The organism is Paenibacillus mucilaginosus 3016 (assembly GCF_000250655.1).
In the GTDB taxonomy this organism is placed as follows: Bacteria; Bacillota; Bacilli; order Paenibacillales; family NBRC-103111; genus Paenibacillus_G; species Paenibacillus_G mucilaginosus.
Map to the genome: position 1 here is coordinate 6,390,268 of NC_016935.1, position 23,840 is coordinate 6,414,107.

Below are 23,840 nucleotides of genomic sequence, written 5' to 3' on the forward strand. Positions count from 1 at the left end.
AATCATGCTTTGGTGCGCGGGGTCATATACTTGAAGCAGCGAGGAGTTGATGACATATGGAGGGTCCGAACCCCAATCCGTTCGAGATGAATTGGAAGCAGTTCGAGCAGTTCTTTGGCGGCAGGATGCCGTTTGCCGGCCAGGCCGGCATGCCGGAGGCCGGTGAAGGGATGGCCTGGGTGGAGAATTACGTGAAGGACGTGCTGCGTCAGGCGATACCCGCTGCGGAGGCGCCGTCCATCAAGCATCATTTTCACTCCGAAATCTTCGATACCCATAAGAGCGTTATCGTCAAAGTGCATATTCCCGACCGGGCCCAGGCACGCCAGCTGCGTCTCCTGCTCAGTGTCAGCCAGGTGCGGCTGGAGAACCTCCCGGATGATAATACGCAGACGATCCGCCTCACCTCGCCCATCGTCCCGGGAAGCTGCAAAGCCGTCTACCGCCAAGGTGTCCTGCAGCTGCATCTTCGCAAACAGGCCGCCGACCATCTGTTTCATGAGATCGATATCCGCTTTTCCTGAAGAGCTCCGGCTGCCGTGCAGTAACCTTTGAATAAAAAAACGCGCACCGTCCGTCTCATCCGTATAGATGAGCGCCAGTGCGCGCACGTTCCCGAATCATCGGAAGGCCGAAGCCTCCGGCTAATTGTTCGCCGTGTTGTTCGAATCAGCGATATCGGGATCCAGGGTGTTGGTGAAGCTTACCAGGGTAAAGGTCGCACTGAAATCGCCGGTATTGCCGCCGCCGGCGCCTGAGGCGCTCTTGGAAGTGCTCTTCGGGGTAATCTGCAGCACGTCGCCGAAGACCAGCTCCCCGTCGTTGCCCGTAATCTTGATCGGTGCCAGAATAATGGAAGGCATAGGGCTTCCTCCTCTGCTTGTAGTGATAAAGTATATGCGAGCGCCCACGAAAAACAACCGTCCATCCTGGCAAAATGAAAAAGGGTTTATCTCCCACGTCCGAAGACGAAATGGAGATAAACCCTATAGTGTCAAAAGCATCTGCCGAAGACCGGGATCGAACCGGTACGGTGGTCACCCACCGCAGGATTTTAAGTCCTGTGCGTCTGCCAATTCCGCCACTCCGGCATGAGAGTGGTGGGCCCTGAGGGACTCGAACCCCCGACCAATCGGTTATGAGCCGACCGCTCTAACCAACTGAGCTAAGGGCCCACAATGGAAGCAGGATGTTTGGTTGCGGGGGCAGGATTTGAACCTGCGGCCTTCGGGTTATGAGCCCGACGAGCTACCGGGCTGCTCCACCCCGCGCCAGTTAGAGATCCAATGCTTTATGGCGACAAAAATAAATATACACCATGCCAAACACAGGAGTCAAGTATAAATTTATACCGTATACCGGACGCCGAAACGCCCTTTGCGCGAACGGAATACCTGCACCTCGGTCGGGCATTCGTATCCATAAATCCACCAGTCCTCTTCCATCCGCTTGGCCAGACAGCCTGCCTGAAACTTGCTGTCGTATAATTTTACCCAATAGATCCAATTCATCGGTTCACGCTCCGCTTGCCAGCCGTTGATGATTTCCTTCCCTTATCATAACCAAAAAGAAGCTTCCTTATTTGGGAGAGAAGCTTCTTCTTGTGCACGGTGTATGAATGAAACCCGGAGCAAGCAGCGGTCAGCTTGCATTCTCCTCCGGTTTGGCGATGTAGGTCACGACACTTTCCTTCTCTTCGAGATCCCGCTGGTGGTGTGCGATACGGGACGAAGCTGAAGAAGCGATGGCGGCGACGAGGTCATCAAGGAACGTATGCACCTGCTTGCCGTTCTTCGTATCCAGCCGCTTAATGATGCCGATCTTATGCTTGTCTAAGTGGCCGAAGGTCGTGACGGCAATGCTCCCGTAGCCGAATACCGAGCCGAGGGCGAGCGTTTCGTCGCACCCGAAGAGGCCTTCATCCGACTCGATGATCGACTGGATCGGTTCCGACAGCAGCCCCTTCTCGGTCAGCATGTCGAGCTCGATCCCGACCAGAATCGCATGCTGGAGCTCGCGCTTCTTCAGCACCGCGTGCACGGAACTCACGCAGTCCTCTAAAGTCAGATGGGGCTGGTAAGGCAGCTGCATTTCCCGAACGATCTCGGCGATATCTTCTATGGTAACCCCGCGCTCTTCCAGTTTCTGATAAACGGCGGTTTTGACTTCGACGCTGTGAACCTGACGCTTCATGGAGATCGCCCCTTTTACCGGAATGCGTTCATTATAACATACAATGATAGCGCTTGCATTAGGCTCGTGCAGGGAAAAGGGACATCTTTTTCCACGGAAGGTTTTTCCCTTGGAATGCTTGCCCAGCAGGCGTTATAATGAATAAAAGGAGGGAATCCCATGTTCTATGGTATCGCCGTATTTCCGTCTCAAGAAATAGCCGAGATCGCAGCGCCGCTGCGCAAACGATATGATCCCCGCGACTTTCTGATCCGTCCGCATCTCACGGTGTACGAGAAGCAGGAGTGGACGCACGAGCAGCTGAATGACGCCATAGCCGTTCTCCATTCCATCGCAGGCGCCTGGAAGCCGTTCCCGCTTCACTTTAACCGGTTCTCCAGCTTCTATCCTGCCAGCAATGTCATCTATATGGCCCTCTCCGATCCGGAACCGATGCGCCGCCTGCATGAAGCCATCGCCCAAGGTCTCCCGCGGCCCGTACCGAAGACTTACACGTATACGCCGCATCTGACGGTCGCTCAGGAGCTTGGTGACGACGAGCTCCACGATGTCCTGTCGAGCCTGAAGAATCAGACGCTGGACCTGCAGTGCACGGTTGACCGGTTCACCCTGCTGCGTCAGGAGCAGAACGGCGTCTGGAAGACGATCAGCGAGTTTGTGCTCTCATAGATTTATACCTAAAGAATCCGCCCTGCGAGGGGCGGATTTTTTCTGTTCCTGATCCTTAAGGAGTTTGGGCGCTTGGCCAGGAACGGACGGCAAAAAGCCGGCCTCTTGGACCGGCTGATCTGCGGTATAAGTAAAGATAATAGTGCAAGAGACAGATTCTACTGTTTGAATGTGCCTACGAGTCGTTTCGCCACTGCGCCATTTTCAGTTGTGAAAGTTTCATATACTTTGATCATAAGCGGGAAACTTCCTTGTGTATTCGTACCACCAAAGGTAAGCTTGTTCTCCCCAGGCAGCAGTCGCCCTTCTCCGATGAAAGGTTTGGTTGCCGTACCTATGAAACTGCCCAAACCATCGTAGAGCTCGAAAAGGAGTCCCGTGGAGCTGGCATCAAGCTGCACCAGATCCTGACGCTTTAGCTCTACAAAAGGTCTTGCACTATAAACGTAACCCTCCGCACTATACGCATAGGAGAGATTTAGGATTTTGAGGGTTACCTCGTACGGATAAGCGACAATGGTTTGATTGAGATCACCCGACGGCTGCAGCGGTACCTTGTATGCCGCGATGGTTGTCTTGTAAGGTGCAGCCAGCTTCGGATCCTGTACTTTCACTCCTAGATCCGTACCAGGCTCCGATAATGGAACCGAATAAGAGTAGTTGATCATGATAGCCGATTTCGGAAGAATCTGCGCGGTAGAGATCTTCTGTCTCGCCCCGGTGTACTCATAGCCGTCGCTGCTTACGAGATCTGCTTGGAAAGTCGGCACCGCCACCGGCTTATCACTCTTGTTGTACAGCTTGAACTTGGCGGTGACCGTCTTCGCGCCTTCTTCGGTATTCTCGTACATATCGAACTGTGCCACCGACACATCCAGCTCCGCCGGAATCAGCTCGCTGCGCTTGTCGAACTGCATGACATCGCCGAGATTGTAAGGCACAACTCTCGTATCCGTCGGCCCGGCCGGCAGCAGAATGTTCAGCCGGCCCACGTAGTAACCGCTGCGGGCCGTATTCACGGCACTCATCGCGCTTGCAGCGCCTGCATCCCCGCCGCCTGCTGCCGCCGCATCCGTACTGCCCGCGCCGGCTGCGGTGCCGGCGGACGAGCCTGCCGCGCTGGCGGCAGATGCCGCTGAAGAGTCGCCTGCCGAACCCGCTGCCGCGCCGCCGAACTGCTCCTCCGTCAGTACGTTCAGCGAGGTCAGCACCGTATCCTGGTCCGTCGGGATCGCGAAGTGAATGTACTTCTCTTCCTTCGGCTGAAGGGATAAGGCTCCCTGCTCTACACGCGAGCCCGCGAACACCTTCTCTTCGTTTCTGCCGTCGATGACGAACGCAGGAATCTCTTCCTTCTTTGCGGATGGATTATAAGCGAGCAGCTGCACGACGAAGACCGTGCCGTTCTGCGTCGATTCCTTCTTGATATTCACCGGCGTGTACTGGATCGGTGAAGTCAGAGTAGGAATGACAAATGCGTCGGACCATTTTTTCACGGCCTTCGGGTCGGTAATGAGCGATTCGCTGCCCTGCCATACGGTGCCGGTTATCGGAGCGGCCACGATCACGGTTTCCGTCTTCGGATAGACGTACACGTCCACGTCCGTCCAGTTGACTTCCGTCAGCGTGATCTCATCCGTGCGGTCTACAACGGAGATATAGCCCACCTCGGTGGTCGCTTTCGGCTGAATCGATTTGGGGCTTCCGGCGCTCGGCTGCAGCGTATAGACAGTGCCGTCGCTCGATTTGACGCGGAGCTCATAGTCGGGCACACGCGTAACGCTGCTGCTGTTATTCTTAAGCCGTACGACGACCCCAAGGCGGGTTCCTTCGTCCACCTTCTCGTTCAGCACGGCCTTCACTTCAAAATCAAGCAGGTCCGTCAGCTTATAGCTTACGACCGCCGGCACAGCCGTTTCGGCAGCCGGCGCCTCAGCAGCCAGTGCGGCATACCCGGGAGTTACGAGAGATGCAGAGAGTATAACGGATGCTACGGTCATTTTCAGTTTGCGGTTCACTTGGTTCTCCTCCTGTCGGATCCTTTGTGGTTTGCTTGGCCCGTTACTTCGCCAGCTGTACTTTCTCTTTGTCCTTCAGCTGGTTCTGGCCGGAGATGATGAGCTGCTCCCCTTCTTTGACGCCGGAGATAACCTCTTGAATCGTCTCATTGAGCCGGCCGAGCTGCACCTTGCGCTTCTCCGCCTGGTCCCCTGCGAGAACGAAGACGAAAGTGTCGCCTCCTTCACGCACGACGCTCAGGGTTGGAACGGCAACAACCATCTGCTCATTCTCCCCGGTGAGCTGGATCTGGGCCTTCATGCCCGGCTTAAGCTTGCGGTCGGCGTTCGGGACTTCGAGCTCCAGGGAGTAAGCCTTCGTCTCCCCGCTCATCACATCCGCCAAATAGCTCACTTTGGCCGCGGTCTTGTCCACAACGCCCGGGATATAGAAGATGAGCTCGCTCTTGCCGCGGACAAGATTCGCCGCATCCTCCGCCAGCTCCGCCTTGATCTTGATCGGATCAAGCTGCTGGATCTTCGCCGCGCTGAAGCCTGCGCTCAGCGTCATGCCCTCTTGAATCGGCAGGTCGGTCAGCACGCCGCTGACGGCCGCCTTCACTTCCATATTGCCGAGCGTCCGGTCCGCTTCGCGAAGCGACACGTTGGCCGTCTGGATCCCCTGCTCCAGCTCGATGAAGTTATTCGTGTTGTCGAGGGTCTGCAGTTTGCTGCGGTTGGCCTCCAGATCCAGCTTCTGGCTGTTCAGCTGCGTTTCGGCCTGCTCCAGCTGAATTTTGGTCACGAGCCCGAGATCATAGTCGTTGCGCAGTTTATTGTAATTTTTCTCCGCATCCTTGATGGCCTGCTCCAGCTTCGTAATCCCGTTCTGCAGCTCTTTGCGGCTATCCGCGAGCGTGGCCTTCGCCTTGGAGATCTGCTCCTGCGAGCTGTTCAGCGTGATTTGCGCCTTCTCCTTCTGGATCAGGACATCGGTCGGATCCATACGGAAGATGACCTCGCCCTTCTCTACCATGTCGCCGCGTTTCTTCAGGATCGCCTGCACGTCACCGCCCGATTTCGTGAGAACATCCAGCTGGATCGACGACGCGACGTCAGCCACCTGCTCCAGCGGTTCCCCGATCTTCTGCTTCTCGACCGGAGACACCTTAACGGTCTTGATCTGAGCCTCGGTACTTGCGGCCGGAGCGGCTTCCGGTTTGGCTGCCGAGCAGCTGGCCAGGAGTGCCGCGGACAAGACCGCGGCCCCCAATACCTTAACGGCAGGTTTCATCGATTTGGACTTTCTCTTCATCCGATTCATCGCCTAACTCTCCTCTTTTCCCTTGAGCTTATCTGGAATATGACCCGTTATTCTTGATCAATGGGGCGTTACCGGGACGGGGGTGCAGCCTCGGCCGGCTTCCTGCGGAACAGCCGGGCCATCCGGCGCTTCAAGTTCTCGATCATCTCATACACGATCGGCACGACGAGCAGCGTCAGCAGCGTCGACGTCGTCAGACCGCCGATAACCACCACGGCAAGGCCCTTGGAGATCAGCGTGCCTTCCGACAGGCCGAGGGCCAGCGGCATCAGGGCTATGATCGTCGCCCCGGCCGTCATGATGATCGGACGCAGCCGTGTCAGCCCCGCCTCGATCAGCGCATCCCGTACGGTATAGCCCCCTTGCGGAGCTGCTGCACCCGGTCTACGAGTACGATCGCATTCGTAACGACGACGCCGATCAGCATCAGGAATCCGATCAGGGAAGTAATATTGATGGATTCACCGGTTACCAGCAGGCCCAGGAGTCCCCCGATCGCTGCAAGCGGCAGCGAGAAGAGGATGGCGAACGGCGCACTGCCGTTGCCGAAGGCGAGCACCATGACCAGATAGACGATGAAGACGGAAGCGCCCATAGCCACGAACATCTGCTGGAAGCTTTCCTGGATGTCGTCGGTGACACCCTTTACTTCCGCCCTTACGCCGTCCGGCAGTTCGACGCTCTTCAGCGCTTCGGATATCTTCGCACTGACGCCGCCCTTGTCGGCCGAATCGATCTTCGCCGTTACGCGCACATACACGTCCTGCATCTCGCGGGAGATGGAAGCCGGCGCTTCGATCTGCCGGATTTTGGCGAGATCGCTGAGCTTCAGCACGGCACCGGAAGGTGTGGTGATCAGGAAGCTGCCGATTTTATCCACGGAGTTCTTGTCGTTATTGTCGAGCATGATCTTCGTCTCGAAGGTTGTATTGTCGAACTTGAGATCCCCGATCTTCTCTTCGGCGAGCCAGGAACGCACGTTATCGATCAGCTGGGCGGAAGAGAGGTTATACAATCTCGCCTTGTTCTGGTCGACGTTGATCTCGATCTCGTTCTTCGATTCGCTCAGGCTGTCCTCGATATCGATCAGCTCAGGGAACTCCTTCATTTTCTCTCGCACAGCCTGCGCACCTCTGATGAGGGCCTCGGTTTCGTCGCCCTTCAACTGATACGAGAAATCCACGCCGGAAGACGGAGGTCCTCCAGCTGAGAGCAGGATCGTGTCAACCTCGGAGCCTTTGGGTAAAAGGTATAAGATCTGTTCTTTGAGGTCATTCGTGACATCCCCCGCCCTCACACCTTCCGTGGTGGAGGCGAAGAACTGCGAGCGGTAAGCGATCCGCTCATCATCGTCGTTATAGCCGATGAGGGATTCTACAAATTCATAGATCGGCTCACCGGATGCGGTCTTGGCTTCGCGCATCATCGCTTCGATCTCCTGAACCTTCAGGTCCATCGTCTCGAAGGAGGTTTCGCGCGGCATCTTCAGTTGGATCTGCATCAGCCGGTCCGAGTCGCTGCTCGGCATGAATTCCGTAGGCAGGAAGGGCACGGTGCCGACCACGGAGACTACAAATGCGATAATAGCCATCAGCATCGTCTTTTTCCGGTATTGAGGGACCACCTCAGGATCGAGAGGTACCCGCCGGAGAACTTGCCGACCTGCGTTTCGTCGTGATGCTTGATGTTCTTCGACTTCAGGACCATGAGCTTGGCGAGCATCGGAATGACGGTCACCGCCACGATCAGAGAAGAGAGCAGTGCCACGGACAGCGTAATGGCGAACGGGCGGAAAATCTCCCCGAGCACCCCGCTGACGAAGGCGATCGGTGCGAATACACCGACAGTGGTAATCGTAGAGGAGGTAATGGCCGAAGCCACCTGGGCCGTAGCCAGCTTGATGACGGATTCCCCGCGCTCCTCCGCCTTCACGAGCTGACTGTAAATATTCTCGATAACGACGATACTGTCGTCGACGACCCGCCCGATCGCAATGGCGATACCGCCGAGGGTCATGATGTTGAGGGAGATGTCAAGCGGTGCCATGATGAGCAGCGTCACCATAATCGATAACGGGATGGAGACCAAAACAATCAGGGTCATCCGAACATTTCTTAGGAAGATCAGAATCATGACCGAAGCGAGCAGCGCCCCGAGCGCCCCTTCTTTGACCATGCCGTTCACCGACTTCTGGATATCGACGGCGGAGTTGTAGATCGTCTTGAACGTGATGTTCGGGTACTGCTGTTTCCACTGGGCCATAAGCGCATCCGCTTCGGCGGCGAACTCGATCGCATTCGCGTTCTTCGTCTTGAACAGGTTCACGCCGATCGCCGGCATACCGTTCAGACGGGCGTTGAACGTCGATTCCGTGATCGCCTCCACCTTGGCGATATCCTTGAGCAGAAGCGTGATGCCGCTCTCGGTCGTCAGCTTCATGTTCTCGAGGCTGTAGATCGTGTTGAGATCGCTCTTCACCCGGACCATCTGCGAGTTCCCGTTAAAATCGACCGTTCCAGCCGGGCTTGTCATGATGGCGGACTTGATGCTCTGCGATACGCCGGCCGGTGTCAATCCGTAGCTGTTAATCGCATTGGCATCCAACTTCAGCGTCAGAACCGCTTCCTGGTTCCCGATCGAGTCGACGTGGTCAATCCCTTTGATGCTGTTGAAGCCGGGAAGAATCACGTCCTTGTAGATCTTGTCGAGCTCCTGCTGGTTCATGTTGTTCTCGCCGTATACCGCCAGGTAGTACACAGGCTGGGATGCAAAACCCAGGGTGGTGACCTGTGGCTTCTCCGAAGACTGCGGCAGGTTGACGTTCGCGATCAGACTCTCGACATCCCGCTTCGCTTCCTCCGGATCTTCGTCCTGTTCGAGCTCAATCACCACGGTGGAGAAGTTGTCACTGGACGTGGAGGTCAGATTCTTCAACCCGTCGAGCCCCGCAACGGCCTTCTCCAGAGGCTTCGTCACGTCTTCCATAACGTCATTAGGAGGAGCCACGTAGGTAGTGTTGATCAGAACGACCGGGAAGGAGATATCCGGCAGACTCTCTACCTTCAGCGTAGTCGTCGCATAAGCGCCGCCCCCGAACAGCAGCAGCACGATAATGAAAACGGCCGTGATGTTCTTCATCGAAAAATTAGTTAACCAGTTCATGCTTCTACTCCTCCATTAAATGGCTGACTTCCCCTTAGACGGTGCCCGCTCCGGCACCCCTTCAAAAATCCGCATAAAATTTACTGGTTGAGGAAACCTTATCCTTTTGTACCTGGCCGCCGTCTCATCCGGTATACTTCCCGCCCCCCATTTCCTCCCGGAACAGCCGCTCACGAAGCTGAACCCATTCTTCCTCGATGCCTTCCATCCGAGACAAAAAAAGCTGGTACATCGCCGACATCTCGATAAATCTGCGTCTTGAAGCATCCAGAGCGGACACTTCCTCGAGCTCTACGGCACCAAGCGATTCCAGAGTAGAGAGGATTACATCGCACTGTTCCTTGATCGAATGGATTTTCTGCTTCGTGCTTCTCATCGTTGTCAAACTGAAATCCTGTGCTATGTAATAATAATCCCGGCGGTCGCTGCCGGTCGGCACCTTCTGGCACATGCACTGCCGCTCGAGCGCCCGGACCTGCACGCTGACGGCCGCTTTCGTTACACCGAGGTGCTCGGATAAATCCTGGAGACTCATGGGGTCCTTCGAGAAAAGAAGCAGGGCAAAAATGCGTCCCACCAGCGGGGAAAAGCCTTCGCTCTCGAATGCCAGGGACATGTGATTGCTGAAAGTTCGGCGTACCTCAGCAAAGGTCGTCTCATGGGGCGGTCTGTTCATTCCATTCTCCTCGGATTGCGATGTTATGATCGTTAAGAAGGTTGTTAACGTTAATAACATAATTCACGGGTGCTTGGGATGTCAATATATTCCTTAGAAACTTTACCCAATCTTGATAATTGTTCCCCTTCCGCCCATCCGCTTCCCGCTTCCCTGGTTTCACGGCCGCTCTTCGATCAGTAGTTCCCCCCTCAATAAGACGGTTCAGCGCCCCAAAAACTATCAGGTACCGACATCCTTCTTAGCAAGCATTCATGGCCTCCCCCCGCTTCAAGCATCCCGTTTGGAACGTTCCGGCCCCGCCGCTAAGATAACACCAACGCCGTTTTTCTAAGGTCGATGCGATCGATTAAACAGATCGGATGACAGAACCGAGCCGGCGCGAGTTATCCCTTCTGAATATATTCAAAAAAATACCGCTGCTTCGTGTTTACGCAGCAGCGGTTCGGCAAGTTTCTTAAGGGTTGATTAAGTTTGTGTGAACGTGACCTTATTCCATGGTGGTAAACCATTGAATCTGTTTGGAGGCGATGAGCTTCTTCTGCCCCTGGTACGAATCATAGACATTCAGCTTATAGTGCTTGATGAAGGAAATGGAATAAATGGCGTCCGGGTCGGCTACCTTGATTTCCTGGTTCTTGTGGGAACCTACCGTGAGCCGTCCCTCGTCGTTCTGCACCCCGGAATCCCCTTCCTTGGCGGCCGTTCCCTCGAAGTCTTTTCCATCATATTCACGGGAGAACTTGAACTTGCCTGCTTCATCCGCGACTTCGATGACAATCTTGCGGCCTTCCATGTTGACCACCGCCGGCTCCTTCTTGAGCAGGTCGTAATCGAATTTAAATTGGATCCCAGTCTGGTCCATGGTCGTGCGGACATTGTTCAGCGTCAGCTCATAAGGGGCCAGCGAGATGTTCTTGACGTTGTCCTGAACAGTAAAGTTCTCGGCCGGCAGCCAGAAGGCAGCCGCATTCACATACGCTTCCGGCTTGCTCTCCTCCTCGCCCTCCGCGAGCTTCTCGCCCGTAACGGCGTCTCCGATAATGACGTGCATGCCAACCGACGGCGAACCCTTCGGAACGGTGGTGGACAGCGTCAGCAGTGCCGGGTTGCCCGGGCCCACCTTCGTCTTCACCTCCGACACGGCGGCCGGGAATACCGTCCCGTCCGATGTCTTGAACTGGGCTACGAGCTTCGCGATATCCGTGAACCGTTTCTCCGTATTCGTCACTTCAAGCTGTGCCGTGAGGATGTCGGACGTCTCGCCGGGATAGGTAGTGATGGAGCGGACCTTATAGTTCATGCTCCGTCCGACGGCCGTGGACTTGTAGGACTCCCCAATGTTGTTGTAAGGGATATTCATCATCTCGGAGCGGTGCGTAAACTCGAGCAGGTCGCTTGTCTCCCCCGAGGAGTCCGAACTGCTTCCGGAGTCCGAGCCGGAGGAGTCTGTCCCCGTGTCCGCCCCTTCCTTCTCCTGAAGCACCAGCTTGACCGTGCCGAATTCGTACGTGTAAGGAATCTTCCCGACGAACTGGAACGAGGCCGACGCATTCGGCGCAAGCCCGATCACCTTGTCGGTCTTTACGAGCTTCGCTTCCACCTTCACTTTATCCTCGAGCATAAAGTAGCCTGCCAGATTCGGGATCGGCAGCGACTCGGGCCCTTTGTTCGTGAGCGTAATACCTGCGGTGAGCAGGTCCTCATCTTCCCAAGGGAGACGCTGTACCGTCTTCAGCTGGGCGGTATACGTGCCCTCTTCGTTCGTAAAGCTGTATTCCTTGCCCGTATCCGCCCCCTCCGTCTTCGTGACGGCCGGCAGGGCATAGAAGGCCACCGGCAGATTGAGCTTCAGGTCGGCTGCGTTCTGCACGATCACGAGCTGCCAGCCTTCCGTGGACACCGAGATGGGAACCGAGCCAGTCAGCTCGATATCCTTGGTCACCTTCGGGTTAATCACCAGATCTTTGACCCCTTTGGCGTCCAGCGGATACATATAGCCTTCCGAGGTTCGCAGCAGGTACTGGTAGGCGGGAAGCGCGCTGCTCCGGGTCCCCGTATTCTCCAGCGTCAGCACCACTGTGGGCGTATAATTTTTCTCATTCCTGCTGAGCAGCACCTTCTTGATCGAAGACTTGACCGGGTTGCCGGCCAGATCGATCGTATGGGAGGCGTCCGCCGGCGTAACGAGATTGTAGGTCTCCGGCACGGCCACCTCTCCCAGCTTGCTCTCGAAATTCGGCTGCGAGAAATCCCAGCGGATAAAATCAAAGACGAGATCGGTTAAAGCCGTCTTCTCGTTGACCGTCGCATAGAAGGAAATGTCCTCGCTCGACTTGGCGGCGATCCGGTTCTTCTCCTTGTCCTGCGGAAGCAGGCGGACGGAGATCTGCTGCCCGCTCTTCGTGCGCATGCGCACCCAGTAGTCGATGAAGAGCAGCTCGCTGTCTCCGTCGTTATGTACGGTGACGGTGAAGGTGACGGTGCGGTTCCCCGGTTCCGGCAGCATCGTCAGGTTCCTCAGCTCGAACGAGGCGCTGTCCGTCACGCGGACCTGCCCGATCGCAGGAGCGCTGCCGAGCGAGAGTACGGCCGCCGAGCCGGCGGAAGAGGTGCTGCCGCCGCTCTCCGCCGCAAAGCCCGGCAGGGCTGACCCGAGGGTCAGCGCCGCTGTAAGCAGCATGACCCCGGTACGGTACGATTTGGATTTACGTTTCATCTGGCTGTACCTCCCTGTGCGGTTCACACAAAATATCCGAAACTAGCAGCCTAGCCTTTCCTTACTTGCCCGTGCCCATATCGATCGGGGCATTCGGGTTCTCCTTCAGCTTCTGCAGCATGGCATCCCCTTCGGTCTGCCACTGCTTGAGCGCCTCGCGCACCTGCAGCTTGCCGCTGACCACCTCCTGGAACTTCATCTGGCCGATCTGCGCCACCTGCCCGATATACGGCTTCTCCGTATAGAGCTTGGAATTGTCCGGATTCGACACCGGGAGCAGCGTCGTGAACGCCTTGATGTTGAACTCCGCTCCGTCCTTCGGCTTGATGTACTTCTGACGGGCAACCAGCGAGCCCTGTCCGCCGGACTTCAGACGCGCCCAGTCCTCCCCGTTCACGAACTTGATGAAATCCCAGGCATCATCCGGATTCTGTGCGTTGCTGTTGACACCCATCAGGCCTTCCATGTAGATATTGCCGCCGACATTCGGCTCTTCCGGATGAACAGGCAGCGTGACGACATCCCAATCGAACGGCGTGAAGTTCTTCATATTCTGGGAATGCTTCATAGCATTGGCAATCTGTTCGATCTGATGGTAGTTTATCACCGCCATTGCCACTTTACTAGAGAGGAAATCATCACCTTGATAGGGCATATACTCCTCCGGATTGCCGGACATCATTGCCTGCCGCATCTTCTCCTGATCCACCGGCTCAGGGGTCAGCTTCTCGGTTTGGAGTCCCTGGAGCGTCTTCCAGACCTTCTCCCACTGATCCGAATCCACGGTCATCTTCTCCCCGGCATCGTCGAACATCTTGAGCTGCAGCGGAGCGGAATAGATCTGGGAAGAATAATAGTTATTATCGCCGCCGTTATAGGTAGAGAAGGTGAAGCCGTACTTGCGGTCCTTGCCTTCCCCCTTGGCCACCCGGCGCGCCAGATCGAAGACCTGATCCCAGGTCATCTTGTCCGTAGGGTGATTAACCCCCGCTTCGTCGAACAGTTTTTTGTTATAGACAAGGGCCGAGGAGCTGAAGAGCGGCGCCAGCGCAAAAATCTTGCCGTCCCCCGCCTTCTTGATGCCTTCGATCACCGCCGGAACGTAATCGCTCGTATCGAACTTGTCCTTGGTGATCATCGGGTCGAGCTGCTTAAGCAGGTTGTTCTCGATCAGCTCGGGCATCTGCTCGAAGTTGACCATGACCACGTCCGGCGGATTCGGACCGGTCATCTTCTCTTTCATCATCTCCATCGGGCTCTTCTGCTTCTCGCCTTCCTTCGGCGGCCCGTACATCATGCTCTCGTCCATCAGCGGAACCATCTCGATCGTGATGTTCTTGTTCGCAAACTCGTAGAGCTCGGTGAACCGCTGGCGGAACCACTCGTCGTTCGGGCTGTAGCTCATGGTGCCGATGCGCAGGGTGCGCGGGGTTTCATTGTCTTTGCCGCCCTGGTTCATGCAGGCGGCCAGGGGCATCGTCATCAATACGCTGAGGGACAGCAGGGCGCCCCGTTTGATCATGGAATTCATCGGTACAGCTCCTTTATAGGAATGGATATAGATAGAATGGAAGAATCAGAATAAAACCGAATGATCTGATAGGCGGAGCTTCAACTTGGCAAGGCAGCTTAAGCAGCATGCCTTCACCCGAGCTCCTTCGGGGTCCGGATAATAATCTTCTCGCCGTCGAACTCCATCGACGCCTTCCCTTCGATACCCAGCGCGGTCAGATAGGCCCTCGGAATCTGCAGCCGCCCCGCCCGGTCCAGAACGACATATTCCTCGTGGACGCCGCCAAGGGCCGCGGCCGCTTCCTGCTCCGCTTCATCGAGGTTCGGATTGCGCTTGATGAACTCCGTGCTCGTCATGCCGTCGCGGATCGCCACCACGCGGTCCACCTTGCCGGCCAGGGCCATATCATGGGTGACGATCACCACCGTCACGCCCAGCTCCCGGTTCAGCCGGCGGAAGATGTCCATGATGAGATCGGAGGTCCGGGTATCGACCGAGCCCGTCGGCTCGTCGGCGAGCAGCATGGCGGGCCGGTTCGCCAGTGCAATGGCGATCGCCACCCGCTGCTGCTCCCCGCCCGAGAGCTGCTGCAGCTTGTTGTTCATCCGCCCCCCGAGGCCGACCCACTCGAGGAGCTGCTTGGCGTAAGCCCGGTCATAAGCGCCGCTGAGCATCATCGGCATCTCCACGTTCTCCAGCGCCGTGAGATACGGCACCAGGTTGCGGGCATTGTTCTGCCAGATGAACCCCACGGTCTTCCGCTTATACTTCACGAGCTCCTCATCGGAGATCTTGAGCAGGTTCCACTCGCCCACCTGCACCTGCCCGGCGGACGGCCGGTCGAGGCCGCCCAGGATGTTCAGCAGCGTGGATTTGCCGCTGCCGCTGTTGCCGATAATGGCCATCATCTCGCCCTGAGCGACGGAGATGTTCAGGCCCTGCAGCGCGACGACTTCGATATCGTCGGTTTTGTAGATTTTGACCAGCCCTTCGCAGTGGATCATGGACTCACCTCTCCTCTCCGAGCTTCACGGCCTGATGCACGCGCAGGCGCCGGATATGCAGCAGGAGCAGCATCGCTCCGGTCAGCATCATGACGCCGACCACGATATACAGCTGGCTCGTATCCCGGGTATCGAAGATGACCCGGAACGGCGGCACCTGCGTCTTCACGTTCTCCGCCGTCTGCAGGAACGGCAGGAAGAGATAGCTCGTGAGCTTGCCGATCCCGAAGCCGAGTCCGATCGCGAGGCCCGCCGTGAAGATTTGCTCGAGAAGGAGCATCCCGGTCAGCTGCCGGCGCGAGAGACCCATGGCCCGCAGCACGCCGAACTGGACGACACGCGAAGACAGGTTGAAGAACCAATACAGAATGTATCCGATCAGGGAGACGAGCGCCGAGACCAGGAAGCCGAGGCTCAGAATGCCGAAGACGCCGCCGCGGGCCGGATGCTTCTTCTGGGTGATAAGCTCGTTGCGCACATCCTTGACCGTGGCAATCCCCACCTTCTTGGCGCTGAGCGCCTCAAGCAGCGGAGCCACCTTCGCCCCGTCCTCCATCTTCAGCCACACATCATACGGCGTAACCGGGGATTGGTCGAACACATAATCGAGGTTCGCGATGAAAAACGGCATCTCATCCGGATACTGGCTCGGCCAGTACGGTACAGCGGCCACGACGATGAACTCGACGGGCTGCTGTGAGATCGTGATGCTGAGCAGGTCGCCCGGCTTCAGGTGATGCTTCTCCGCGAAGGACTCCGGGATAATCACCGCCTGCTCGTATTCCCCGAGCAGATTCAGATAGTTGTTCGGATGCGTCTTGAACAGGTCGGGCCGGAACCACGCCACCTCGGCGAAGTCCACGTTGTCGATGCCCATGAGCATGCCCTGCCCGAGCGTCTTGCCCGAGAGCACGACATTGCCCTTCGTGGTCAGCACACGGGCCGCATGCTTCACGCCCTCGAGCTCGCGGAACACGGCGAACGGCGGCTCGATGTAGCGCATCTTCACCTGCGTGTTCTCGCCGCCTCCTTGCCCTCCGGACTGGCCTCCGCCCGGCCCGCCCTGTCCGCCTTGGCCTCCCTGACCGCCGGAGCCGCCCTGCTGGCCCTGGCCGCCGCCCTGTCCCTGCCCTTGTCCTTGCCCGCCGGTCTGCGGTGCGGTCGGCAGCTCCAGCGGCACGGCCTCCCACTCCGCCCGCACGATCACATCGGTGCCGTAGGCATAATGGATGCGGTCGGTGGAGTTCAGGTCGATGGTCCGCGCCGCGGAGGCGTTATACACGCCCAGCCCCAGGGTAAGAATCAGGAGCAGCATGAGAGGATAATAAGCGGTGGACGAGCGCGAGAGCTGCGTCAGTGTCAAATAGACCGGCACCGGCAGCAGCCGCTTGCCGAGCCAGTTGCCGAAACGCAGCAGCCAAGGGAACACCCGCAGGAAGAACAGGCCGAGCGCGATGATCGACAGGGCCGGAATGAAGAAGAGCAGCGGATGCACCGACAGCTGGTCGGTCGTCATCCCCGTGGCGCGGAACAGGTCCTGCCGCTGGGCGAACAGGTAATACCCGTAGCCGACGAGCCCGAGCAGCAGCACGTCGAGGAACCAGCGCTGCCAGAAGGGCTTGCGGTCCGAGCGGGCCAGCTGCTGCTTATACGAGACGATGGACGCCCGCGCGTAGACGACCGCAGGAATGACACTGGCCAGCAGCGCGATCACTACCGCGGCCGCCCCGTAGAGCAGCGCTTCAGCAGAGACGCCGACCGGCACGTCCTTGCGGTCGACGAAGGTCAGGAAGCCGCTGGACGAGCCGATGCTCTTGGCCATGAACCAGCCGAGCATCGGACCGAGCGCCATCGCCGCTCCGCCGAGCAGCAGGCCTTCGAGAAGATAAATCCAGATAATCTGCCCCGTGCTGCCGCCCCGGCTGCGGATCACCGCAATGACGGTCCGCTGCCGGTCCAGCGACTGGCGGGCGTTCATCACGATGTAGTAGAATACCATCGCGATCATCGGTGCCGCCAGGGTGAAGAGCAGCAGCTGCAGCTGCAGGCTCTGGACCTTGAACTCCTGCAGGAGCTGAATGAACGACACGTCCACCCGGGTGTTCTTCAGCTTCTGGAAGAGCACGATGTCCAGGCGCTCGAGCTTTGATTCGAGCGGCGACAAGTCGCTCGTCTGAATATTCTTCAGGTCGAACGCGTAATACCAGTTCGCCAGGTTGAGGGGGATCTTTTTGTTCTTCAGGATGTAGTCCTGGAAGCCCGCCTCGCTCATGAAGAAGGTGCCGAGCAGCCCCTCCATTCCCTGGTACCAGTACGGATCGCCTTCGTTCTTCGGCTTGAAGGCACCCGCGATCTTCACCTTGACCGGCGCAATGCCGCCTCCTCCGGAGATCGGATAGATGAAAACGTCGCCGATATGCATATCGGCCCGGTACAGGGCCTCTTCGAGCAGCGCCACCTCGATGACGCCTCCCTGCGGCTGCTCCGCAGGCCACTGGCCCAGCGTCAGCTCGGCCTGCTCCTGCAGGCCGTTCTGCGCCATGAGCGTCATCTGCCTCCGCTTGCTCGGATCGACCTTCGACGTGTCCTCCGGCGTCAGCTGCGAGGCGCGGATCGACAGGCTCCGCACGTAGGCTGTATAAGGAAAGGCGATCTCCGCGGGAAGCTCCTCCCGGATATAGCGGTCCACCTCCTCGAAGGCCGCCACATCCGCCTTCTCGCTGCCCGTCGCCTGATACCGCGCCATCACCGAGCCGGCCGGCAGGCCGCTGCTCTTCTCCTCGAGCGACTTCGCCACCACCCGCTTCAGCGACCCGTCGGCATACATCGGAATCGAGGTGGTGAAGGCGACGGCCATAATCAGGCCGGCCAGCGTGCTGAGCGTCAGCCAGCGCGTATTCCACATCTTACGGAGCAGAAACCTCAGCATCAGCATCAGCGGCCCACTACTTTCTGTCCCGGGGTCAGGCCCTTCAGGATCTCCACATCCGTGGCCGTCTGCTGGCCGATCTCCACATCCACCTCGCGCTTCGAGCCCTTCTCGTCCACAACCTGGACATAGTTGCGTCCGGCATACGAGCGCAGCGCCGCCGCCGGAATCGTCACGGCATTCTCCTTGCGCTGCGTGATGATCTGCACGCTGAGCGGCCGGCCGCGGTCAAGTCCCTGCGGGAACTCGTCGAGGGCGACCAGCAGGTAGTTGTCGATCGAGTCGGGCTTCGAGTCCCCGCTGCCGCCGCTCTGGCCTTCCCCGCCCCCGCCGGACGCATCCTCGTCCTTCGGGGCCGGCAGGCGCAGCACCTTGCCCTTGTGCTGTCCGGCAGCGTTGATATCGACGACCGCTTCCATACCGACGGCGACCTTCTTGAGATCGTCCGAGGAGATCGTCGCGGCCACCGTCAGCTGCGACAGGTCGGCGATCTTCGCTACGGCGTCATAGGCCTTGGCCGTGTCGCCCTTCTTGAGATACACGGATACGATCGTGCCGCTGTAAGGCGCCGTCAGCTTCGCGCCGGCGATCGTCTTCTCCAGCTTGTTCAGCTCCTCGCGCTTCAGCTCGAAGTCGATCTTGGCCTTCTCCAGCTCCTCGGAGGTCAGCTCGTCGGCCTTGCGCAGCGATTCGATCATCGTGAGCTCGTCCTTGCGGGTCTGCAGCTGTTTCTGCTTCAACTGGCTCTCCTGCTCGGTCACGTCCAGCTCCGCGATGACCTGCCCGGCCTGCACCTGGTCGCCCGTCTTCACGGCAATGCTCTTGATGCGCCGGTTGTCTTCATCCGTGAAGTACAGGTCCTCCTCCACGGTCGCCATCAGCTTGCCGGAGCCCCTTACCTTCGTCTCAAGCGTCTGCGTCTTCACCTCATACTCCGGCTTCTTCGACAGCTGCGGAGGCTTGATCTCCGGCAGCACTTCTTCTTCGGCCTCCTTCGGCAGCAGGGAACAGCCGGATGTCAGCATCAGCGCGCCGGCCAAGAAACCGATGAGCAGCCTCCGGCTTCCTTGAAGGCCCGGGGCGCTTTTCGGCGCCTGTCCCCGTTCAGCCCGCATCCCTGCCGACGAATTTTCCATCCACCATTTCGAATACACGGTCGGCAACCTCCATTATGGTCTGATCATGTGTTGTCATGCAGATGGTCGTACGCTCGGTGCGGATGATCTCCCGGAACACCGCCATCACCTGAGCGCCCATCTGCGAATCCAGCTCGGCCGTCGGCTCATCGGCCAGCAGCAGGCTCGGCTTGTGGGCAATCGCCTTCGCGATCGCCACCCGCTGCTGCTCCCCGCCGGACAGCTCGAAGGGACGGTGATGCATCCGCTTCGTCAGTCCCACAAGCTCCAGACAGTGGGCGATTCTCCCCTTCCACTGGCTTCTCGGCACACCGGCCATGCGCAGCGACAGCTCCACGTTCTCCCAAGCGGACAAGAGGGGCATTAAGGCAAACGATTGAAAAATAAAACCGATATCCTGTCTTCGTATGTACGTCCGCTTGTCGTCGCTGCTGCTGTGAAACGGGTGGCCCTTGAACAGGATCTCTCCCCGGTTCGGCTGGTCCAGCCCCCCAATGAGATTCAGCAGTGTCGTCTTGCCGGAACCGGAACGGCCCTTGAGCATCACCAACTGGAGCGGATACAGCTCCATGTTGATGCCTTTGAGCACATGAAGCGTATCCCCTCCTACGGAAAAAGAACGCTCCACCCCTCTGACGGTGAGCAGCGGCGTGCTCGTGTCCACCTCCGGAAGCTCCCGATCCTCCGCCACGGCAGCTGCCAATGCCCCGCCGTCCGGGTTCTCCCCGGCTGCTTCCGCCGTCCCCGCTGCGGCCGCCGAAGGCTCGCCGGGCACTGCTGCAGATGCTTTTCTCCGCAGCCAAGACATCATCACAATCCTCCTCCGTCTTCTCCTTGTGCACGGGGTACCGCGCTCCAAAGACAGCCGCAGCGCAAGGGCTCGTGCCCCTTTAGCTCTGTGCAGGCTGTCTATGAATCTGGGGAAATGACAAATTGTTACAGCACTAATAGAATAGACGGGCGCCGCCGATAAAAGGTTACATGAGCACGGAAAATTTTTTGGCTGGATTTTCCTTTTAGTGAAAAACGGAATTTACATATGACACCGAAGGAGTGCACTAGAATATGAACGCAAACAAAGAAATTAGGAAAACATTGGTGAAGTATTGTCTCCGGACCTTCGCCCAGGGCGTATCGATCGGCGCCGCCGCCGTACTTGTCAACGGACTCTTCACCGGGGAGGAGCTGCTCTCCCTGGAGAACCTCGGCATTCTGCTGCTGGTCGGACTCGGCACAACGGTCGTCGGCGTATCCAACTTCATGGCTTACGCCAAACCGTTCCGTGAGATCGAAGGCTTCATCTCCACCATTGCCAAGGGCGATCTGACGCAGGATATCCGCCTCGACCAGCTCGGTTCGCTGAAGCGCTTCGGCATACCGATGAACGGCATGCGGGAAGCCCTGCAGAAGCTGGTCTCCGAGGTCAAGCTGACGTCGGACCAGGTTCAGGCTTCGATCGATGTGGTACAGCGTCAGATGGAGAGCACGCGAAGCGACTATGCCCTGATTCTGCAGAACCTGCAGACGATGGACAGCGGCATGCGCACCCAATCGGTCGCGGCCGCCGAAAGCGCCAAGGCCGTCGATGAGATGGCTCAGGGCATTCTCCGGATCGCGGAGACGTCCACTTCCGCCTCGACGGAAGCCGCGGAAGCGGCCGTCTCGGCCGTCCGGTCCCGGGAAGACCTCTCCGGCATGAACGCGCAGATGGGACGCATCCGCGAATCGTTCGGCACGCTGACGGCAACCATCCACGAGCTCGTCGGCCGTACGCAGGAAATCAGCGGCTTCATCCAGTCGATCCGCGGCATCTCCGAGCAGACGAACATGCTGGCGCTCAATGCCGGCATCGAGGCGGCCCGCGCCGGCGAGCAGGGCAAAGGCTTTGCGGTGGTCGCCAGCGAAATCCGCAAGCTTGCGACGCAATCGGGCGATTCCGCCCAGAAGATCGGCGACGTGATCGGACAGATCCGCACGAATTCGGAGCAGGCTTCGAGCGCGATGCAGCTCTCCGAGCAGGAAATCTCCCGCGGCCTGTCGGTCGTCGCCTCGACGGAAATGACGATCCGCCGCATTCTTGAAGCGTTCGAGCATATCAATGACCAGATCCGCGAAATGTCCGCGGTCGGCGAGCAGATGGCTGCAGGCAGCGAGGAAGTCGCCGCCACGGTGGACAACATGGCCGGGACCGCCCGCCACTCCGCACAGGGCATCTCCCAGATCGTGAAGCTGACCGACAATGTGCAGGGCAGCATGGATGAAGTCAGCGGTGCAGCCGAACGCCTCGAGCACATGGGCGGCAAGCTCAGCGAGCTCATGAACCGGTTTAAGGTGTAAGCAGCCTGCGCAAGCAATCCGCAGAGTACCCGAGCACCCTTATGGCACGGCAAAAACCCCCTCCGCTCTCTCCAGAGCGAAGGGGGTTTTGTGTGTTTTGACTGCGAATCAATTAACGCGAGCGGAACTTCTGCGAATGCTCCTTCGCCTGTTCCACGCTCGTGATGCGGTTGCGCTGCCACTCGAGCAGGATCCGGTCGATATACCGGAAATGCACTTTGCCGGCGAAGACCGCTTCCTTGAGCCCGGCGAGTATCAGCTCCTCCGGATGCCCATCCTTGTCTAGCCAGCCGGCGATCGATTCGAGCTCCATCGGCGTCAGCGGACGGCCGAACTCCTTCTCGAAGATCGTGAACACGTCCCTGCTCCCCGCCCCCGGAGCGGCGCCAGGCCGGATGCGCCTCGCGGCCTTCTCCTCCTGGAGATCCTCCAGCCGGCACTCCGCAAGACGCTCCAGGAGCGGAGTCCAGTTGTACTTCTCGCTGTGGACGCCGGAGGCCGGATCCATCTCTTCGTCGATCTGCAGCAGCCCTTCTTTAAGCAGCTTCTGCAGCGCAGCGATGACCTTCTCCGGCGGCAGCGACATCCTCGACTGAATCTCTTCGAGCGTCGGGAAATCCTTCTGCTCCTTCTGCTTGAAGGCCATGACATGCAGGATCAGCATGACCTCCGCTTCCTGCAGGCGCAGGCGCGAGTAATACTGCAGGAGCCAGTAAGGCACATCCACCTGTCCGTCCTGCCAACCGAGAAGAAGCGCTGCTGACAGTTCCTTATTCGTTCCCTGACTTGATCTCATACCGAGCCCCTCTCCCTTTCCTATGCCGACAGCGGGACTTAAGGGTACAGACGATAGAGCAGACGAGGGAACGGAATCGTCTCGCGGACATGATCCAGCCCGCAGATCCAGGCTACGGTGCGCTCAAGCCCAAGACCGAAGCCGGAGTGGGGAACGGAGCCGTATTTTCTCAGGTCCAGATACCACTGGTAAGCTTCCTTCGACAGCTCGTGCTGCAGGAAACGCTCTTCCATCAGCTCCGGATCGTCGATCCGCTGGCTGCCTCCGATAATCTCCCCGTAGCCCTCCGGCGCGATCATATCGGCGCAGAGCACCACCTCCGGACGGCTTGGATCCGGCTTCATATAGAACGCCTTGATCTCCGTCGGATAGTGGGTGATGAACACCGGCTTGTCGTAGCTCTGGGCGATGGCGGTCTCATGCGGCGCACCGAAGTCTTCGCCCCATTCGAACTCGTGGCCGTTCTTCTTCAGGAACTCGACCGCTTCGTCGTATGTAATGCGCGGGAACGGCGCCTGAATGTTCTCCAGCTTCGAGATGTCGCGCTCCAGCGTCTCGAGCTCCTTGCGGCAGTTCTTCAGCACCGACTGTACGACATGCGAGACGAACTGCTCCTGGATCTCCAGGTTCTCCTCATGCGTAACGAAGGCCATCTCGGGCTCGATCATCCAGAACTCGATGAGGTGGCGGCGGGTCTTGGACTTCTCCGCACGGAACGTCGGCCCGAACGAGTACACCCGGCCGAGCGCCATCGCAGCCGCTTCCATATAGAGCTGTCCGCTCTGCGTCAGGTAGGCGTCTTCTTCAAAGTACTTCGTATGGAACAGGTTCGTCGTTCCTTCGCAGGAGGAAGGCGTCAGGATCGGCGGATCGACCAGATGGAAGCCCCGCTCGTCGAAGAACTCCTGGACGGCGCGGATGATCTGGGCGCGCACGACCAGAATAGCCCGCTGCCGCGGCGAACGGATCCACAGGTGGCGGTGGTCCATCAGGAAATCCACCCCGTGCTCCTTCGGCGTGATCGGATACTCGCTCGCAATCTGGATGATCTCCAGACCTGTGACCGTCAGCTCATAGCCGCCCTTGCTGCGCGTGTCTTCCTTAACGATCCCCGTGATGTAGAGGGAGCTCTCCTGCGTCAGCTTGCCCGCATTCTCCCATACCTCTTCGGACACTTCGCTCTTCACGACCACACCCTGCATAAACCCCGACCCGTCCCGCAGCTGCAGGAAACGGATCTTGCCGCTGGAGCGGATGTTATGCAGCCAGCAGCCGATCGTCACCGGTTGTTCCACATGCTTGCCCGCTTCGCGGATCGTGCACAATGTACGGCTCATAGGTTTGATCTCCTCCTTGTTCGCTTACCGTTACAACTATCCCCGGAA

The 23,840-nt window shown here is 58.4% G+C and carries 17 protein-coding genes, 3 tRNA genes and 1 pseudogene; 3 read left to right on the forward strand and 18 right to left on the reverse strand.

Annotated elements, in window-relative coordinates; translation table 11 throughout:
- The first annotated feature begins 56 nt into the window (after nt 1-56).
- Complete coding sequence (locus PM3016_RS26250; RefSeq protein WP_013917684.1) at nt 57-524, forward strand: hypothetical protein; 468 nt, start codon at nt 57-59, stop codon at nt 522-524.
- A 120-nt stretch (nt 525-644) separates the two neighbouring features.
- On the opposite strand, the gene PM3016_RS26255 is transcribed toward PM3016_RS26250, so the two are convergent.
- From PM3016_RS26255 to PM3016_RS26275, 6 genes are all read right to left on the reverse strand, one after another.
- On the reverse strand, nt 645-863 hold the full coding sequence (locus PM3016_RS26255) for a spore germination protein (RefSeq protein ID WP_013917685.1): 219 nt from the start codon (nt 861-863) through the stop codon (nt 645-647).
- 142 nt (nt 864-1,005) lie between these two features.
- Nucleotides 1,006-1,091: transfer RNA gene (locus tag PM3016_RS26260), tRNA-Leu, on the reverse strand.
- Between the two features lie 7 nt (nt 1,092-1,098).
- Nucleotides 1,099-1,175 (reverse strand) — tRNA-Ile (locus tag PM3016_RS26265).
- 19 nt (nt 1,176-1,194) lie between these two features.
- A tRNA-Met gene (locus tag PM3016_RS26270) sits at nt 1,195-1,271 on the reverse strand.
- 75 nt (nt 1,272-1,346) lie between these two features.
- On the reverse strand, nt 1,347-1,511 hold the full coding sequence (locus PM3016_RS38850) for a hypothetical protein (protein ID WP_013917686.1): 165 nt from the start codon (nt 1,509-1,511) through the stop codon (nt 1,347-1,349).
- A gap of 130 nt (nt 1,512-1,641) precedes the next feature.
- A complete protein-coding gene (locus PM3016_RS26275; RefSeq protein ID WP_013917687.1) occupies nt 1,642-2,193 on the reverse strand; it encodes a phosphatidylglycerophosphatase A family protein in 552 nt (183 codons plus the stop codon).
- A gap of 159 nt (nt 2,194-2,352) precedes the next feature.
- On the opposite strand from PM3016_RS26275, the gene PM3016_RS26280 reads away from it, so the two are divergent.
- The gene (locus PM3016_RS26280; protein ID WP_013917688.1) at nt 2,353-2,862 is read left to right on the forward strand and encodes a 2'-5' RNA ligase family protein; all 510 of its coding nucleotides are present in this window, start codon (nt 2,353-2,355) and stop codon (nt 2,860-2,862) included.
- A gap of 158 nt (nt 2,863-3,020) precedes the next feature.
- On the opposite strand, the gene PM3016_RS26285 is transcribed toward PM3016_RS26280, so the two are convergent.
- The 10 genes and pseudogenes from PM3016_RS26285 to PM3016_RS26330 all read right to left on the reverse strand — a co-directional run bounded on the left by PM3016_RS26285 (nt 3,021) and on the right by PM3016_RS26330 (nt 20,133).
- Nucleotides 3,021-4,880: a hypothetical protein gene (locus PM3016_RS26285; protein WP_014371530.1), complete on the reverse strand. Its 1,860-nt coding sequence runs from the start codon at nt 4,878-4,880 to the stop codon at nt 3,021-3,023.
- 43 nt (nt 4,881-4,923) lie between these two features.
- A complete protein-coding gene (locus PM3016_RS26290; protein ID WP_013917690.1) occupies nt 4,924-6,183 on the reverse strand; it encodes an efflux RND transporter periplasmic adaptor subunit in 1,260 nt (419 codons plus the stop codon).
- A gap of 57 nt (nt 6,184-6,240) precedes the next feature.
- A pseudogene (locus PM3016_RS26295) lies at nt 6,241-9,345 on the reverse strand (efflux RND transporter permease subunit).
- Between the two features lie 124 nt (nt 9,346-9,469).
- A complete protein-coding gene (locus PM3016_RS26300) occupies nt 9,470-10,021 on the reverse strand; it encodes a GbsR/MarR family transcriptional regulator (protein ID WP_013917692.1) in 552 nt (183 codons plus the stop codon).
- Between the two features lie 490 nt (nt 10,022-10,511).
- A complete protein-coding gene (locus PM3016_RS26305) occupies nt 10,512-12,740 on the reverse strand; it encodes a hypothetical protein (RefSeq protein WP_013917693.1) in 2,229 nt (742 codons plus the stop codon).
- A 61-nt stretch (nt 12,741-12,801) separates the two neighbouring features.
- Nucleotides 12,802-14,271 (reverse strand): ABC transporter substrate-binding protein, encoded by a 1,470-nt coding sequence (locus PM3016_RS26310; protein ID WP_013917694.1) that lies wholly within the window; start codon nt 14,269-14,271, stop codon nt 12,802-12,804.
- 113 nt (nt 14,272-14,384) lie between these two features.
- Complete coding sequence (locus tag PM3016_RS26315) at nt 14,385-15,257, reverse strand: ABC transporter ATP-binding protein (protein ID WP_013917695.1); 873 nt, start codon at nt 15,255-15,257, stop codon at nt 14,385-14,387.
- Nucleotides 15,258-15,261: 4 nt separating this feature from the next.
- On the reverse strand, nt 15,262-18,192 hold the full coding sequence (locus PM3016_RS26320; RefSeq protein WP_013917696.1) for an ABC transporter permease: 2,931 nt from the start codon (nt 18,190-18,192) through the stop codon (nt 15,262-15,264).
- A complete protein-coding gene (locus PM3016_RS26325) occupies nt 18,192-19,340 on the reverse strand; it encodes an efflux RND transporter periplasmic adaptor subunit (RefSeq protein WP_014371531.1) in 1,149 nt (382 codons plus the stop codon). Before PM3016_RS26325 ends, PM3016_RS26320 begins: the two co-directional genes overlap by 1 nt.
- Nucleotides 19,291-20,133: an ABC transporter ATP-binding protein gene (locus tag PM3016_RS26330; protein WP_013917698.1), complete on the reverse strand. Its 843-nt coding sequence runs from the start codon at nt 20,131-20,133 to the stop codon at nt 19,291-19,293. Before PM3016_RS26330 ends, PM3016_RS26325 begins: the two co-directional genes overlap by 50 nt.
- A 254-nt stretch (nt 20,134-20,387) precedes the next feature.
- Here PM3016_RS26330 and PM3016_RS26335 point away from each other — a divergent pair, with 254 nt between their 5' ends.
- The gene (locus tag PM3016_RS26335; RefSeq protein ID WP_014371532.1) at nt 20,388-21,659 is read left to right on the forward strand and encodes a methyl-accepting chemotaxis protein; all 1,272 of its coding nucleotides are present in this window, start codon (nt 20,388-20,390) and stop codon (nt 21,657-21,659) included.
- Between the two features lie 112 nt (nt 21,660-21,771).
- Here PM3016_RS26335 and PM3016_RS26340 read toward each other — a convergent pair whose 3' ends face one another.
- Together PM3016_RS26340 and asnS are read right to left on the reverse strand one after the other, a co-directional pair.
- Nucleotides 21,772-22,455: a DnaD domain-containing protein gene (locus PM3016_RS26340; RefSeq protein ID WP_013917701.1), complete on the reverse strand. Its 684-nt coding sequence runs from the start codon at nt 22,453-22,455 to the stop codon at nt 21,772-21,774.
- A gap of 38 nt (nt 22,456-22,493) precedes the next feature.
- A complete protein-coding gene (gene asnS / locus PM3016_RS26345) occupies nt 22,494-23,792 on the reverse strand; it encodes an asparagine--tRNA ligase (RefSeq protein ID WP_013917702.1) in 1,299 nt (432 codons plus the stop codon).
- Between the last annotated feature and the right edge of the window lie 48 nt (nt 23,793-23,840).

Excerpts from the sequence above, each read along its gene's own strand:
- PM3016_RS26315 (WP_013917695.1), bottom strand. The coding sequence starts at position 15,257 with ATGATCCACTGCGAAGGGCTGGTCAAAATCTACAAAACCGACGATATC.
- PM3016_RS26255 (WP_013917685.1), bottom strand. The coding sequence starts at position 863 with ATGCCTTCCATTATTCTGGCACCGATCAAGATTACGGGCAACGACGGG.
- PM3016_RS26320 (WP_013917696.1), bottom strand. The coding sequence starts at position 18,192 with ATGCTGATGCTGAGGTTTCTGCTCCGTAAGATGTGGAATACGCGCTGG.
- PM3016_RS26290 (WP_013917690.1), bottom strand. The coding sequence starts at position 6,183 with ATGAATCGGATGAAGAGAAAGTCCAAATCGATGAAACCTGCCGTTAAG.
- PM3016_RS26250 (WP_013917684.1), top strand. The coding sequence starts at position 57 with ATGGAGGGTCCGAACCCCAATCCGTTCGAGATGAATTGGAAGCAGTTC.
- PM3016_RS26340 (WP_013917701.1), bottom strand. The coding sequence starts at position 22,455 with ATGAGATCAAGTCAGGGAACGAATAAGGAACTGTCAGCAGCGCTTCTT.
- PM3016_RS26275 (WP_013917687.1), bottom strand. The coding sequence starts at position 2,193 with ATGAAGCGTCAGGTTCACAGCGTCGAAGTCAAAACCGCCGTTTATCAG.
- PM3016_RS26305 (WP_013917693.1), bottom strand. The coding sequence starts at position 12,740 with ATGAAACGTAAATCCAAATCGTACCGTACCGGGGTCATGCTGCTTACA.
- PM3016_RS26330 (WP_013917698.1), bottom strand. The coding sequence starts at position 20,133 with ATGATGTCTTGGCTGCGGAGAAAAGCATCTGCAGCAGTGCCCGGCGAG.
- asnS (WP_013917702.1), bottom strand. The coding sequence starts at position 23,792 with ATGAGCCGTACATTGTGCACGATCCGCGAAGCGGGCAAGCATGTGGAA.
- PM3016_RS38850 (WP_013917686.1), bottom strand. The coding sequence starts at position 1,511 with ATGAATTGGATCTATTGGGTAAAATTATACGACAGCAAGTTTCAGGCA.
- PM3016_RS26335 (WP_014371532.1), top strand. The coding sequence starts at position 20,388 with ATGAACGCAAACAAAGAAATTAGGAAAACATTGGTGAAGTATTGTCTC.
- PM3016_RS26300 (WP_013917692.1), bottom strand. The coding sequence starts at position 10,021 with ATGAACAGACCGCCCCATGAGACGACCTTTGCTGAGGTACGCCGAACT.
- PM3016_RS26280 (WP_013917688.1), top strand. The coding sequence starts at position 2,353 with ATGTTCTATGGTATCGCCGTATTTCCGTCTCAAGAAATAGCCGAGATC.
- PM3016_RS26310 (WP_013917694.1), bottom strand. The coding sequence starts at position 14,271 with ATGAATTCCATGATCAAACGGGGCGCCCTGCTGTCCCTCAGCGTATTG.